Annotated in this window: 5 protein-coding genes; all 5 read left to right on the top strand. The window is 73.9% G+C overall.

Features of this window, described 5'->3' with window-relative positions; genetic code table 11:
* The first annotated feature begins 73 nt into the window (after positions 1-73).
* Positions 74-778, top strand: a complete 705-nt coding sequence (locus ACFYNX_RS23995) for a DUF2470 domain-containing protein (RefSeq protein WP_365540165.1) — start codon at positions 74-76, stop codon at positions 776-778.
* Positions 779-910: 132 nt separating this feature from the next.
* Complete coding sequence (locus tag ACFYNX_RS23990; RefSeq protein WP_388663969.1) at positions 911-3,193, top strand: MMPL family transporter; 2,283 nt, start codon at positions 911-913, stop codon at positions 3,191-3,193.
* A 511-nt stretch (positions 3,194-3,704) separates the two neighbouring features.
* Positions 3,705-4,949, top strand: coding sequence for an NAD(P)/FAD-dependent oxidoreductase (locus ACFYNX_RS23985; RefSeq protein WP_388663967.1), 1,245 nt, complete (start codon positions 3,705-3,707; stop codon positions 4,947-4,949).
* A 411-nt stretch (positions 4,950-5,360) separates the two neighbouring features.
* The gene (locus tag ACFYNX_RS23980; protein ID WP_388663965.1) at positions 5,361-6,551 is read left to right on the top strand and encodes an SRPBCC family protein; all 1,191 of its coding nucleotides are present in this window, start codon (positions 5,361-5,363) and stop codon (positions 6,549-6,551) included.
* A gap of 2 nt (positions 6,552-6,553) precedes the next feature.
* On the top strand, positions 6,554-15,168 hold an 8,615-nt coding region (locus ACFYNX_RS23975), incomplete at its 3' end, for an amino acid adenylation domain-containing protein (RefSeq protein WP_388664526.1).

Genomic DNA, 15,168 nt, shown 5'->3' with positions numbered 1-15,168 from the left:
CCCTTGCGGGTTAGGTTAGGCTTGCCTAAGTTTGGTCTCCGGTCTTTCCGCCCCCTGCTCCGGGAGAACTCGCATGCGCCCCTCCAGCACCCGCGCCGCCCGTCCCACCCCCGCCGAACGCGTGCGCTCGATCCTGACCGCGGCCCACTCCATGACCGTCGTCACCGACGGCGGCGAGCAGGAGGTGCACCGTCTCGACGGCACGGGACCGATGGGCCACATCCACCTGCACGACCCCTCCGAGGACTGCCCCACCGGGAGGACCGCCCGCCTCCCCGTGCGCCTCGAACTCACCGACATCGCCCCCACCCCGGTCCGCGACCGCCTCCGCGCCCGCGTCACCCTCACCGGACTCCTCGACGCCCCCTACGAGTCCGACGCCAGCCGGAGCACCTGCATGGAGTTCGGCCAGGCCCTCCTGGAGGACGCCGACGGCCGCACCTTCGTCGCGCTCGACGAACTCCAGGCGACCGAGCCCGACCCGATGGCCACCTGCGAGGCGGCCATGCTCACCCATCTGGTCGACGACCACGCCGAACTCGTCCCCCTGCTGCTCCGCCTCGTCCGGCCACGCCCCGACCGGGACATGGTCCGCGCACTCCCCGTCGCCCTGGACCGCTACGGCATCACCCTGCGCCTCGAACACCCCACCGGCCACCAGGACGCCCGGCTGCCCTTCCCCACCCCCGTCACCGACATCGACGAGGCGGGCCCCCGCATCCACGCCCTCCTCGCCGCCGCCCGCCGCTCCTCCCACACCAACCGCCTGCTGACCTGAACGGCCCCTCCCCGGGCCCCGCGCCCCGCCGAGATGCCGAAGCGCGGCCGCGGACGAAGAATGGACGGGTCGGCCCGTACGTCGTCGGCGCCGAAACCGCTCGGGGACCCCCTACCGGGACACGGCCACGCCATGAACGCAGGAAGCCCGGCCGAGGGACGGCCGTCACCGCAGAGGGGCGCGCTGTACCGCACGGGACACTGGTGCGCCCGCCACTTCGTCGTCGTCATCGTCCTGTGGCTGGCGGCCGTGGTGGGCCTCCAACTCCTCGACCGGGCCGTCGGCGGCCAGTACTCCGACGACTTCGACCTCCCCGGAGTGCAGTCCGCCCAGGGCCTCGACGTCCTCAAGACGCACGACCCCGCGGCCGGCGGCTACGGCGCCCAGATCGTCCTGAACCGGCCCTCCGGCCCCCTCGCCGACGAGGCGTCCGCCGTCAACTCCACCGTCACCGCCCTGGAGAAGCTGCCCGACGTCCTCAGCGCCCAGAACCCGCTGCCGCCGCCGGGCACCACCCCGCCCGCCACCCCCGCCGGAACCCCCGACACCGGGCCGCTCTCCACCGACGGCAAGACCGCCTACATCACCGTCCGCTTCGGCGTGCAGCCCTCCACGCTCGGCACCGACTACCTGAACGGCGTCGACACGGCCGTCCAGCCGCTCCGCGACGCCGGCGTCACCGTCGAGTACGGCGGCACCCTCGGCGAACTGGCCCGCCCCGAGGCCGACGACCGCACCAGCGAGGCCATCGGCTTCGCCGTCGCGATCGTGGTCCTCGTCATCGGCTTCGGCAGCCTGATCGCCGCCGTCCTGCCCCTCGTCACGGCGCTCCTCGGGGCGGTCTGCGGCCTCGCCCTCCTCGGTCTCGTGGCCGCCGCCTTCACCTTCGGCACCGTCTCGCCCACCCTCGCCACGATGATCGGCCTGGGCGTCGGCATCGACTACGCCCTCTTCCTCATCACCCGGCACCGGCAGAACCTCATGGACGGCCACGATCCCGCCGACGCGGCGGGCCTCGCGACCACCACCAGCGGCCGCGCCGTCCTGGTCTCCGGCTGCACCGTCGTCATCGCCCTGTCCGGCCTGTGGGTCTCCGGCGTCACCTTCATCGGCAAACTCGGCCTCGCCGCCGCCTTCACGGTCGTCACCGCCGTGCTCTCCGCGCTCACCCTCGTCCCCGCCCTGCTCGGACTCGTCGGCCGCCGCATCGACCGCTACCACCTCCGCGGGCCCGTCGCGGAGACCGACGCCGAACCCGGCGCGCCCGCCCACGGAACCTGGCACCGCTACGCCCAACGGGTGGAGAAGCGGCCCTGGTGGTTCCTGACCGGCGGCGTCCTGCTCCTGCTCGTCCTGGCCTTCCCGCTGCTCTTCATCCAGCTCGGCCACATCGGCGACGGCGCCGACCCCGAGTCCTTCACCGACCGGCGGGCCTACGACCTCGTCTCCACGGCCTTCGGCCCCGGCGCCAACGGCCCCCTCACCCTCGTCGTCGACCAGTCGGCCGTCCCCGCCGACGACCGGGCGGCCCTCGCCACCAAGCTCCAGCAGTCCCTCGCCGACGTCCCGGACGCCGCCTCCGTCACCCCCCTCCAGCCCACCTCCGACGGACAGGTCCTCGTCGGCACCGCCTACTCGGTCGCCTCCCCGCAGGACGAGCGGACCACCGAGCTGACCGACCGCCTCGTCGACGACGTCCTGCCGCAGGCGGTCGCCGGCACCGACGCGCGGACCTACGTCACCGGCACCACGGCCGCCCAGGTCGACTTCCTCGACCTCGTCTCCAGCCGCCTGCCGCTCATCATCGCCGTGGTGGTCGCCCTCGCCTTCCTCGTCATCCTGATCGTCTTCAGGGGCCTCCTGGTCGCCCTCAAGGCCGCCGTCCTCAACGTCCTCTCCATCGCCGCCTCGTACGGCGTCGTCGTCGCCGTCTTCCAGTGGGGCTGGGGCGGACCCGCCCTCGGCGTCTCCGGCAAGGTCCCCATCGAGAGCTACGTCCCGATGATGATGTTCGCCATCGTCTTCGGCCTGAGCATGGACTACGAGATCTTCCTGCTCTCCCGCGTCCGCGAGGCATGGCTGCGCACCGGCGACCCCAAGGCGGCGGTCGCCCACGCCCTGGAGATCACCGCCCGGGTCATCACCTGCGCCGCGCTCATCATGGTCAGCGTCTTCGCGGCCTTCGTCGTCTCCGACGACATCGTCGTCAAGATGCTCGGCCTCGGCCTCGCCGCCAGCGTCCTCATCGACGCCACCGTGGTCCGCCTGCTGCTCGTCCCCGCCGTGATGACCCTCCTCGGCCGGCACGCCTGGTGGACACCGCACTGGCTGGACCGGATCCTGCCGCACCTGGACACCGAGGGAGGGGGCGGGGCCGAACCGGAACGGACTCCGGCGGACCGGCGCCGGGCATAGGCCCGCGTCCGGGGTCTACCGCGCTGACGGGGCGTCAGGCATAGTGGTCCGATCGTCCCGGCGCGTGCCGCCGCCGTTCGCGGTGCCGTTTCCCGCGTGTCGGCGGACGTCTCCTTCTCCGGGCCGCCGAATCACCCGCCGGGCTTGTCGCGCCCCGGGTGACCGATCGGTGGACGGCTCCTTTCGGGTGGCGCAATCCCGGTCCTCCGAAAGCGGAATCACTTCTTTTGACTTTCCTGATCCGTTGCCTGGAAAGGCTTGTTCTTTACCCCCTCTTGGGGTGTGTCGTGCATCACATTATCGCTTGCATCTGCATGGCATATCGGGCATAACGGCTGACGATGCGGCGGAATGAGTTCTTCAGGTGGCGGAATATCCACCACCACGCATTACTAGATCATTACCGATACTTGACCTGGATCAGCCCTCTTCCTTAGCCTCCGTACCACGCTCGTACCGCAGGACTGACTGACCTTCAGGTCCTGAAACCGACCAAGCGGGGGATCTCCGTATGTACGATGTCGTTATTGTTGGCGGCCGTTGCGCCGGAGCGCCTCTGGCCATGCACCTCGCCCGTCAGGGACACCGCGTTCTCGTGGTGGACAGGGCCTCTTTCCCGAGCGACTCGGTGTCGACCCACTACATCCACCAGGCGGGCCTGCTGCGCCTCAAGGAGTGGGGCCTGCTCGACGAGATCATCGCGGCCGGGACGCCCGCGCTCCGCACGATGCACTACGCGTACCGGGGCATCGAACTCAACGGCTTCGCGGACCCCGTCGACGGCGTCGACGCCGTCTACTGCCCGCGCCGCACCGTGCTGGACGAGATACTCGTCAACGCCGCCCGCCGGGCCGGCGCCGAGGTCCTGGAGGGCTTCACCGTCACCGACGTGGTGGTCTCCGACGGCCGCGTCACGGGCATCCGCGGACGCGAAGGGGACGGCCCGGAGCGCGAGTTCCGCGCCACGATCGTCGTCGGCGCCGACGGCTTCCACTCCACGGTCGCCAAGAAGGTGGGCGCGGAGCTGTACAACGTGCGTCCCGCCCCCGGCTTCGTCTACTACTCGTACTACACCGGTCTCGAGTCGTGGGGCCTGCACCACAAGAACGGCATGAACGAGAAGTGGTTCGGCACCTGGCCGACCAACGACGGCCTCACCATGGTGGCCACCATCTGCACCAAGCGGTACCTCAAGGAGTTCCGCCAGGACGTCGAGGCCAACTTCCGGGCCGTCATCGACGACGTCTCCCCGGAGATGGGCGAGCAGTTCCGCGACACGGCCCGGCGCGCGGAGGACTTCCGCCCCATGCGCTACCCGGACAACTACTACCGCCGCGCGTACGGCCCCGGCTGGGCGCTGGTCGGTGACGCCGGCTACCACAAGGACCCCTACACCGGCTGGGGCATCACGGACTCGTTCCTGCACGGCGAGCTGCTCGCGGAGCGCATCCACCAGGGCCTCGCGGGCGAGCGCCCCATGGAGGAGGCGCTGGCCGAGTACAACAAGCTCCGCGACGAGGAGAGCGCCGGCGTCTACGACTTCACGACGACGCTGGGCGAACTCACCGAACTGCCGCCGTTCTTCAAGGCGACGATGAGCGCGATGAGCAAGTCCCAGGAGTGGACGAACAAGATGCTCGGTCTGATCGGCGGCGTCGTCCCCGACTACGAGATCTACGCGCCGGACGCCCTGGAGCGGCTCTACGACGACGCCGGCGTGCCGCAGGACGAGCGGATCTACGACCCCGCCGCCTGACCGCGCCGCCCGCGGCCCCCGCCGCCCCTCCTCCGGGGACCTCCCGGCCCCGGAGCCGTACCCCTCCGTCGGACACCGTGCGCCCGGCCCGCCCCGGGCGCTCGCACCGGTGCCCCGCACCACCCGTGTGCGCCGCGGCCTCCTCCCACGCCGCCCTCTCCGCGTTCCCGTGCCGGGACGACCGTCCCGGACGCCGGCCCCCGCCCCCACGGGGGACACCGGTGTCCGGCCCGGTCCGCTCCCGGACACCGGTGCGCCGGGCCCGCCCGGATCCGCACACCCCTCCCCCCAGAGCACCCCGTCACCCCGCCGTCCCGACGCGCCGGGGCCCGGTGCGGCCCGTCCGCGCGCCCCGGACCGCCGCGCCGCCGACACGGCATTCCATGCGCTTCGTTCGAGGGAGACCAGCAGATGACGCGTGCGTCCAGCATGTTCGATCTCATCAGTGACCAGAATGAGGACAGGCCCTACTTCGAGACCGGCGGCATCGGCAGGTCGCACGGGTTCTACACGGGCGAGGAGCAGTTCCGCCGGGAGATGTCCCGCATCTACGGCCGGCGCTGGCTCCCGGTCGACCACGTCTCCCGCCTGAAGGAGAAGGGCGCCTACAGCACCCTCAACATCGGCTCCGGATCCATCCTGCTGATCCACGGCGACAACGGGATCCAGGGCTACCACAACTACTGCCGGCACCGCGGCTACAAGCTCGTCGAAGAGGCCACCGGGAAGCGCCAGAGCCTCGTCTGCCTCTACCACTGCTGGGTCTACGACCGGAACGGCAAGCTCAAGAGCCTCAACGGCACGTACCTGGACCACTTCTTCGACAAGGAGAAGAACGGCCTGCTGCCCGTGCGGACCGAGGTCCGCTTCGGCGTGGTCTTCGTGGCGCTGTCCGACGACGCCCCGGACCTCGACGAGTCGCTGGGCGAGTTCGGGGAGTTCGCCAAGGTCTACGACCTCGCCGACCTGGAGTGCGTCGAGGCCAAGGACTACCCGGTCGCCTCGAACTGGAAGCTCGTCGCGCACAACGTCAACGAGAGCCTCCACTTCCCCACCGCCCACAAGGACCTGCACCGCATCACCGACTTCGACGACGCGGGCACCTACGACCTCAGGGGCGACATCGTCGGCGCCTGGCAGTCGATCCGCACCGGCTACAACTCCGTCTCCCTGTCGGGGCGCAGCCCCCGCACACCGATGCCGAACGTCCCCGAGGGCGACCTCCGGAAGATCAACTGGATCACCATCCTGCCCAACCTGCTCTTCGGGTTCACGGCCGACTACGTGATGATGCAGTGGGTCTGGCCGGAGAGCCCCGGCACCTGCTTCGTCCGCCACTTCTGGCTGTTCCACCCCACCGAGACCACCAAGAGCGACTTCTCGCACGAGGACGTCTTCGCACTGTGGGACAAGGCCAACTACGAGGACTGGGAGATGTGCGAGCGGACCCACCGCGGCCTCTCCAACCCGCTGTGGACCCCCGGCCAGCTCTCCTACGACGAGGAGGTCGTCGCCCAGATCGACGCCTGGGTCGCGCGCGAGACCGCCGGGGCGCCCGAGGACGGCGGCGAGGCCGCCGGCCCCGGAAAGGCGGAGCGGTGAGCATGAAGCCCAACTGCTACCTGATCGGCGGCACCCGCGTCCTCACGCAGTGCGGCACCCGACTGCTCGACGCCGGCGTGACGATCGAGGGCGTCCTCAGCGACGACCCCGCCGTCGTCGCCTGGGCCGGCGCCCACGGGATCCCCGTGCACGACCCGGCCGGCGACCTCGTGGCGCTCCTGTCGGAGCGGCCGTTCGACTACCTGTTCAGCATGGTCAACTTCCGCATCCTGCCCGGAGCCGTACTCGGCCTGCCGAAGACCGCCGCCATCAACTTCCACGACGGCCCGCTGCCGCGCTACTCCGGCAGTCACGTCCCCGCCTGGGCCCTGTACGAGGGCGCCCCGCGCCACGCGGCCACCTGGCACCTGATGACCGAGGCCGTCGACGCCGGCGGCGTGCTCCTGGAGCGCTGGTTCCCGGTCCGCGACCACGCCACCGCCCTCTCCCTCACCTACGAGGCGGCCGAGGCGGGCATCGAGCTGTTCGCCGACCTCGTCCCGCACGTCGTCCGGCGCACCCTCCCCGAGGTCCTCGACACGAGCGGCCGCGAACGCCGCTTCTACCGCCGGTCCGCGCGCATGGCGGGCGGCGGCGTCATCCACGCCGGCACCACCGCCGCCGAGGCCGTACGGCTCGTCAGGGCCCTCGACCACGGCTCCTTCCCCAACCCGCTCGGCCTGCCCGCCCTCGTCACCGAACGGGGCGCCGTCCACACCCTGCAGGCCCGGCTGATCCCGCGCGACGAGACCCGCACCGAGACCACCGTGCTGTCCGTCACCACCACGGCCATCACCCTGGCCGCTCCCGACGCCGACCTCGTCCTCAGCGACTGGCGGGCCGTCGACGGCAGCACGCTCAGCGGCCAGGCCGCCGCCCAGCGGCTCGGCATCGCCCCCGGCGCCGCCCTCCCGGCCGTCCCGGAGGAGCGGCTGGCCGACATCTCCGCCGCCCAGGAGCTCCTGCGCCCCCACGAGCCGTGGTGGCGCGCCCGCCTGGAGGACGTGCGGCCCGCCCCGCTGGCCGCCGACGACTTCTCCGCGGCCACCGCCCACTACGGGCACTACGAGCTGGCGTACGTCCCGGCCTCGCGCGACGAGAGCGTCGCCGTCCTCCGTGCCTTCCTCGCGGCCGTCGCCGAGCGCGTCGGCGAGGAGGTCTTCGACTTCGCCTGGTCCCCGTCCGGCGCCCGCGACCTCGCGGAGCGCACGCACGGGCTGACGGCCGCCCGCTTCCCCGTCCGCTACGACGGCGGGACCGCCCGCACCCTGCGCGAGAGGCTCGACGAGGCCTCCGCCCGCCACGGCTACACCGGTGACCTGGAGGTCCGCCTCGGCATGGCCGGCCGGCCGCTCGGCACCGACGAGCCGAGCTTCACCCGCGTCATGGTGCTGGAGCGCGCTCCCGGCGAGGAGGCGTCCGCCGACCCCCACACCGAGATCGCCCTGCTGTGCCTGACCGACGGCCCGCCCACGGTCTTCGTGCGGGAGACCGCCATGGGCGAGGACGAGGCGCTGGACTTCGTCGAGCGCGTCGAGGACCTGGCCATGGCGGCGCTGCTCCGGGGCGACGAGCCGCCGGCGGAGGCCGCCGGGTCCGCCCGGTCCGCCGACTCGGGGGAGGCCACCGATTCCGGCGAGGCCACTGACTCCGCCGGGCCCGCCGACTCCGGCGCACGGATCGGTGGAGGGCCCGGCGGCCCGACCGTGCTGGACCTCTTCGCCACCGCGGCCGCCGAGCGGCCCGGAGCCGTCGCCGTCCGCGCCGGGAACCGCACGCTCGACTACGCCGGTCTCGACGGCTGGGCGGACGCCGTCGCGGCCCGCCTGCACGACGAGGGCGTCGAGCGGGGCTCGGTGGTCGGCGTCCTGCTGGAGCGCGACACCGCGCTGCTCCCCGCCGTGCTCGGCGTCCTGCGGGCCGGCGCCTCCTTCCTGCCCCTGGACCCGGGCTACCCCGTGGACCGGCTGAGGCGGTACGTGGACGTCTCGGACTGCGACCTCATCCTCACCGACGCCCGCACCCACGACCTGGGCGCGTCCCTGGGCCCCGCGCGGCGGGTGCCCGGGGCGGACGGGGCGGCCCAGGCGGTGCCCCCGCGCGTGACCGCCGCCGACCTGGCGTACACCCTCTTCACCAGCGGCTCGACCGGCGACCCGAAGGGCGTCGAGATCGGCCACGGGGCGCTCGCCGACTTCCTCACCGGCATCGGCGGACGCCTGGGCGTCACCGCGGACGACACCGTCCTCGCCCACACCACGGTCGCCTTCGACATCTCCCTGCTGGAACTCCTCCTGCCGCTCACCGTCGGCGCGACGGTCGTCCTCGCCTCCCGCGAGACCGCGGCCGACCCGTACCGACTGGCCGAGCTGGCGAGCGGGGTCTCCGTGGCCCAGGCCACGCCGAGCCTCTGGCGCCTGCTGCTGGGGACCGGCTGGACCCCGCACGCCGGGCTGACCGTCCTCTCCGGCGGCGAGGCCCTGTCGCCCGCCACCGCCGAGCGGCTGCACGAGCCCGCCCGCGCCCTGTGGAACCTGTACGGCCCCACCGAGGCCACGATCTGGGCCGCGGCCCACCGGGTCGGGTCGGTCGGCGCCTTCCTCCCGCTCGGCGAACCCCTCCCGCACATGGAGCTCCACGTCCTCGACGAGGAGCTGAACCCGTGCGCGGCCGGGAGCACCGGCGAGCTGTACCTCTCCGGCACCGGGCTGGCCCGCGGCTACGCAGGACGGCCCGACCTGACCCGGGAGGTCTTCGTCGACCACCCCGCCACCGGGACGAGGCTCTACCGCACCGGCGACGAGGTCCGCCTGCACGCGGACGGCGCGGTCGAGTGGCTCGGCCGCACCGACGCCCAGGTCAAGGTGCGGGGCCACCGCATCGAGCCCGCCGAGATCGAGCGGGTCCTGGAGAGGATCGACGGCGTCACGGCCGCCGTCGTCGTCGCGGCGCGCTTCGAGGGCCGCGGCGAACCGAGGCTCACCGCCTACCTGGTGGGCGACGCCGTACCGGGCAAGTCGCGGCTCGACGCCCTGGTCGCCGCCGCCCTGCCCGCCTACATGGTGCCGGACGCCTATGTGGACCTCGACGTCCTGCCGCTCACCGACAACGGCAAGGTGGCCCGCGCCGAGCTCCCGCCGCCCACGCGCGACAGCATCCTGCGCTCGGGCGAGGAGCCCGAGTCCGCCGCCGGGCCCGCCGCCGAGTCCGGGACGAGCCCCGGGTCCGCGCCTGGGGCGGCGGCACCCGGGCCCGCGACGGTCGCGACGGCCGGGGATCCGGCACCCGTGCCGGCGGCGGCCGGTGACACCTCCGTACCCGCCGGGTCCGGCGTGACGGCCGGGTCCGGCGAGCCCGGCATGACGGAGGAGGCGCTGGCGCGGTCCATCGCGCGGGTGTTCGCGGCCACGCTGGGCCACCCCGGCTTCGACGTCCACGCCAACTTCTTCGACCTGGGCGGCGATTCGGTGAACGTCACCGTCGCCGCCGCGCGCCTCGGCGACGAGCTGGGCGCGCCCGTCACCGCCCCCGCCCTCTTCGCCTCGGGAACCCCGGTGAAGCTGGCCCGCCTCCTGGGCGCCGAGGGCGTCGTACTCCTGCGCGACCAGGAGACGGCGACGGCCCCCGAGACGGCTCCCGTCGCCGTCGGGGCCGCGGCCGGGCCCGTCCGGACCGCGCCTCCCGTGCCGGACACGCCCGTCGCGCCGGCCGCCCCGGTCGCCCCGGCGACCGCGCCCGCCGCCTCCGCCCCCGGATCCGCGGCCGCGCGGCCGGCCGACGACGACGCGCTCGCCGTCATCGGCATGGCGTGCCGGTTCCCCGGCGCGAGCACCCCGGACGAGCTCTGGCAGAACCTCGTCGCCGGCGTGTCCAGCATCGGCGACGCCCCCGAGGGCAAGCGCGGCTGGGCCCACCTGTGGTCCGAGGCGGGCGCCGACGACGTGCGGATGGGCTGGGTCGACGGCGTCGAGCACTTCGACGCCGCCCGCTTCGGCCTCACCGACCGCGAGGCGCGCCGCATGGACCCGCTCCAGCGGATCCTGCTCAGCGTCACCGCCGAGGCCATGGAGAGCTGCGGCCGGGACCACACCTCCCTCGGCGCGTCCACCGGCGTCTTCGTCGGCGCCATCGCCAGCGACTTCCCGGAGATCGTGGCCCGGAGCATCGGCCACTCCGACCCGCACGTGGCCACCGGCACGGCCCCCTCCATGGTCGCCAACCGCCTGTCCCACGTCTTCGACTGGTCCGGCCCGAGCTTCGCCGTCGACACGGCCTGCTCGTCGTCCCTCGTCGCCCTGCACGAGGCCGCCATGCACCTGCGGGCCGGCGAGGTCGACGCCGCCGTCGTGGCCGCCGCCAACCTGGTGCTCACCCCGGCCAAGACCCGCTCCTTCACCCGCAACGGCATGCTCTCGCCGCGGGGCGCCTGCCGGGCCTTCGACGACGCCGCCGACGGCTACGTGCGCGGCGAGGGCGCCGGCGCCCTCGTCCTCAAGCGGCTCTCCGACGCCGAACGCGACGGGGACCCGGTCCTCTCCGTCATCCGCGGCACCGCCGTCAACCACACCGGCGGCAGCGCCGGCTTCCTCACCGCGCCCAGCAGGCCGGCCCAGGAAGCCGTGCTCCGCCGGGCGCTGGCCCGCTCCGGGCGCACCGCCGCCGACATCGGCTACGTCGAGGCGCACGGCACCGGCACCCAGCTCGGCGACCTCATCGAGCTGGAGGCCCTCCACGCGGTCCTCGGCGAGCCCGCCGGCCGCGCGCCGGTCGCGGTGGGCTCCGTGAAGACCAACATCGGCCACCTGGAGCCCGCCGCGGGCATCGCCGGCCTCATCAAGACGGTGCTGGCGCTCCAGGCGGCCCACATCCCGCCGTCCCTGAACTACGAGACGCCGAACCGGTCGTTCGACTTCGACGGCTCGCCGCTGTTCGTCGCCGACCGGCTCCTCCCGTGGGGCCCCGGCCCGCGCGTCGCCGGAGTCAGCAGCTTCGGCTTCGGCGGCGCGAACGCCCACGTCGTGGTCGAGGCCGCACCCGGCACGGAGCGGGGCGGCACGGACTCCGGCCCGCAGCTCCTCGTCCTCTCGGCCGGCTCCGACGACGCGCTGCGCACCCTCGCCCGCAGGCTCGTGCTCATGCTGCGCTCCGCCTACTGCCCCTCCCTGGAGGCCCTGGCCGAGGCGAGCCGGCTGCGTCCGGCCGGGGCGCACCGGCTGGCGTGCGTGGCGGACAGCGCCGAACAGCTCCAGGACAAGCTCCAGTTGTTCCTGGCCGGCGTCGAGGACGTCCGCTCCCTCCACGTGGGGATCGCGTCCGCGGCGGCACGCCCGTACGGCCTGCCCACCGGCACGCCCGCGGACCGCGGCGAACTCGCCGCCGCGGCGGAGGCGTTCGTCTCGGGCGCCGACCTCGCCGCCGGGCCGCGCCGCCGGCCGGGGGTGCGCTTCCCGACCGCGCCGCACGCCGAGAAGCGCCTGTGGCTCGAACCCGCGCGGCAGGAGGCGCCCGCGCCCGCCGCCCGTACGCGCGGCCGGTGGACGGACCACCCGGAGGCGGCGGAGCACCTCGTCCTCGGCCGTCCCACCCTGCCGGGCGCCGGCTACCCGGCCAAGGTCGCCGACTTCCTCGGGCAGGACCGCTTCGGCCTGCGCGACCTCACCTTCCGGGCGGCCGTCGAGGCCCCCGCGACCCTCACGGCCGCGCGCGACGGCGACGCCCTCGCCTTCCGCGACGGCTCCGGCGCCCTGGTGTGCACCGCCACGCTGACCGCGCCCGAGCGGCCCGCGCCGATCGTCCCGCCCACCCCGCACGGCTTCACCGAGGTCGGACTCGACGCGATGTACGCCGCGTTCGCCCGCGCCGGGCTGGACTACGGCACCGGCTTCCGCACCGTGGCGTCCCTGTCGGTCGCCCCGGGGGAGGCCCTGGGCGTCCTGCGCGGTGACGCCGCCGGGACCGTGGACGCCCGGCTCCTGGACGGCGCCTTCCAGATCGCGCTCGCCGCGTGCGGCGCGCAGGGCCTGTACGTCCCCTTCACCGTCGAGCGGCTCACCGTCCTCGGCAGGCTCCCCGGCACCGCCCGCGTGTACGCCCGGCGCGACCGGGACTCCGGGCCGGACTCCGGCCTGCTGACCGCCAGCCTGGTCGTCCTCGACGGCGACGAGCCCGTGCTGGAGGCGCGGGGCATCACCTGGAAGCGGCTCTCCGCGGCCCCGTCCGGGCCGGCCGTGGCCGGTGACACCGGCCACGGCCACCGCCCGGTTCCGGCCGTGCCCCCGGCCGCGCCCCCCGCTCCCGCCCCGGCGCCGGCCCCCGTGCCCGCCGCCAACGGGCACCTGCCCGGCGGCCGGCCGGGCCGCGCGCTGGAGGCGGCACTGACCGAGTGGGTGGCCGCCGCCCTGGAACTGGACGCCGCCGAACTGGAGGCCGACCGCCCGCTCCAGGAGCAGGGACTCGACTCGATGCTCGCCGTCTCGCTGGCCCAGGACATCCGGGCCCGCCTCGGCGTCGACATCCCGGTGACGCTCGTCCTGGAGGTCGGCACGGTCGACCGCCTCGCGCGGGAACTGCGGGACGAGTACGGCGTCACCGCGCCGCCCGCGGACGCGGGCGGGCTCCCTGCCGGTGCCGACGCGGGCGGGTCGGGCGGCCCGGCCGGACCGGGCGACGAGCCGGTGCACGTACCGGCTCCGGCCCTGACCCCGGCGCCGACCGCCGCGCCCGCCCCGGCCCCGGCCGAAGCTCCGGTCCCCGGCCCGGCAGCGGCTCCGCTCGCGGCCCCTGCCGCGCCCGCAGCCGCTGCCGTCCCCGCCACGCCCGCGATCGTCCCCGCCGCCCCCGTGGCGGCGGACGCCGACACGCACGACATCGCCGTCATCGGCATCGACGGGGTGTTCCCCCACGCCGGGAACACCGACGAGCTGTGGCGGGTCCTGGTGGAGGGCGAGGACTGCCTGACCGAGGTCCCGGCCTCCCGCTGGGACATCGACGCCTACTACGGGACGGACGGCGCCCCCGGCACCGTCTACCTGCGGCGGGCGGGCTTCGTCGAGGGCCTGACCGACTTCGACCCCGGCTTCTTCCGGCTCTCGCCCGCCGAGGCCGAGTGGATCGACCCGCAGCAGCGCCACCTCGTCCAGTCCGCCTGGCGGGCCCTGGAGGACGCGGGCCTGGCGGGCAAGGCCCAGCCGGCCACCGGCGTCTTCGTCGGCGCCAGCTACCAGCACTACCGCGACACCGTCGTCGGGGACGTCGTCCAGACGCCCGCGGGACTGGGCAACCACAACGCGATCCTGGCGAACCGGGTGAGTTTCTTCCTGGATCTGCACGGGCCGAGCATGACGATCGACACGTTGTGTTCGTCGTCGCTGGTGGCGTTGCACACGGCGGTGCGGAGCATCCGTGCCGGGGAGTGCGAGCAGGCCGTCGTCGCCGGCGTGCACCTGGGCATGTCCCCCCAGTACTTCCAGCTCGGCTCCCGCCTCCGCTCGTTCTCCCCGTCCAACGCCCTGCGGCCGTTCGATTCGGGTGCGGACGGGTTCGTGCCGGGTGAGGGTGTGGTGACGGTGGTGTTGAAGCCGTTGCGGGCGGCGTTGCGTGACGGTGACCGGGTGCGGGGTGTCGTGAAGGGTACGGCGGTGAACCACGGTGGCCGTACGAGTGGGTTGACCGTTCCCAGCAGTGCGGCGCAGCAGTCGGTGATCTCGGCGGCGCTTGCGGATGCGGGGGTGTCGGTGGAGTCGATCGGTCTGGTGGAGGCGCACGGGACGGGGACGGGTCTGGGTGATCCGATCGAGGTGGAGGGTCTGACGCGTGCGTGGCGTGCGGTGACGGACCGTTCGCAGTTCTGTGCGATCGGTTCGCTGAAGGGGAATGTCGGGCACCTGGAGCCGGCGGCGGGTCTGGCGGGTCTGGTGAAGGTGTTGTTGTCGATGGAGCGGGGTGTGGTTCCGCCGTCGTTGCACGTGGTGCGGCCCAACGATCACATCCGTTTCGAGGACACGCCGTTCTTCCTGGCGGACCGGGTCATGGAGTGGCCGCGTCCGGGGGACGGTCCGCGTCGTGGTGCGGTGAGTGCGTTCGGGATGGGCGGGGTCAACGCGCACGTGATCCTGGAGGAAGCCCCCACCGCCCCGGTGCGGGAGGTGGTGGCGCAGGAGTCGTACCTCGTCCGGGTGGACGCGGCCGACGAGACCACCGTCCGGACCCTGGCCGGTGCCTACGCCGACCGGCTGGCCGAGGTCGACGCCGACCGACTGGGCGACTTCGCGTTCACGGCCAACACGGGCCGGGCCGGGCACCGCTTCGGCACGGTCGTCTCGGGAGGTGACGCGGGCGAGCTCGCGGTGGCGCTGCGGGACGTTGCCTCGGGTACTTCCGCGGTCACCCGCCGGCGCGGCGGGAACGCGGCGCCCGTGGTCTTCATGTTCACCGGCCAGGGCTCGCAGTACGCGGGCATGGGCCGGGGCCTGTACGAGGCCGAGCCCGTGTTCCGGGCGGCGCTCGACGAGTGCGCCGACCTGCTCGCCGGCCACCTCGAAGTACCGCTGCTGGACCTGCTGTTCACCGATGCCTCCGGCGTCCTCGGCCGTACCCGTTTTGCTCAGGTGGGGATTGT

The sequence above is a fragment of the Streptomyces sp. NPDC007872 genome (genome assembly GCF_042868165.1).
Taxonomy (GTDB): domain Bacteria; phylum Actinomycetota; class Actinomycetes; order Streptomycetales; family Streptomycetaceae; genus Streptomyces.
This window is presented reverse-complemented; position numbering and strand designations above follow the sequence as displayed.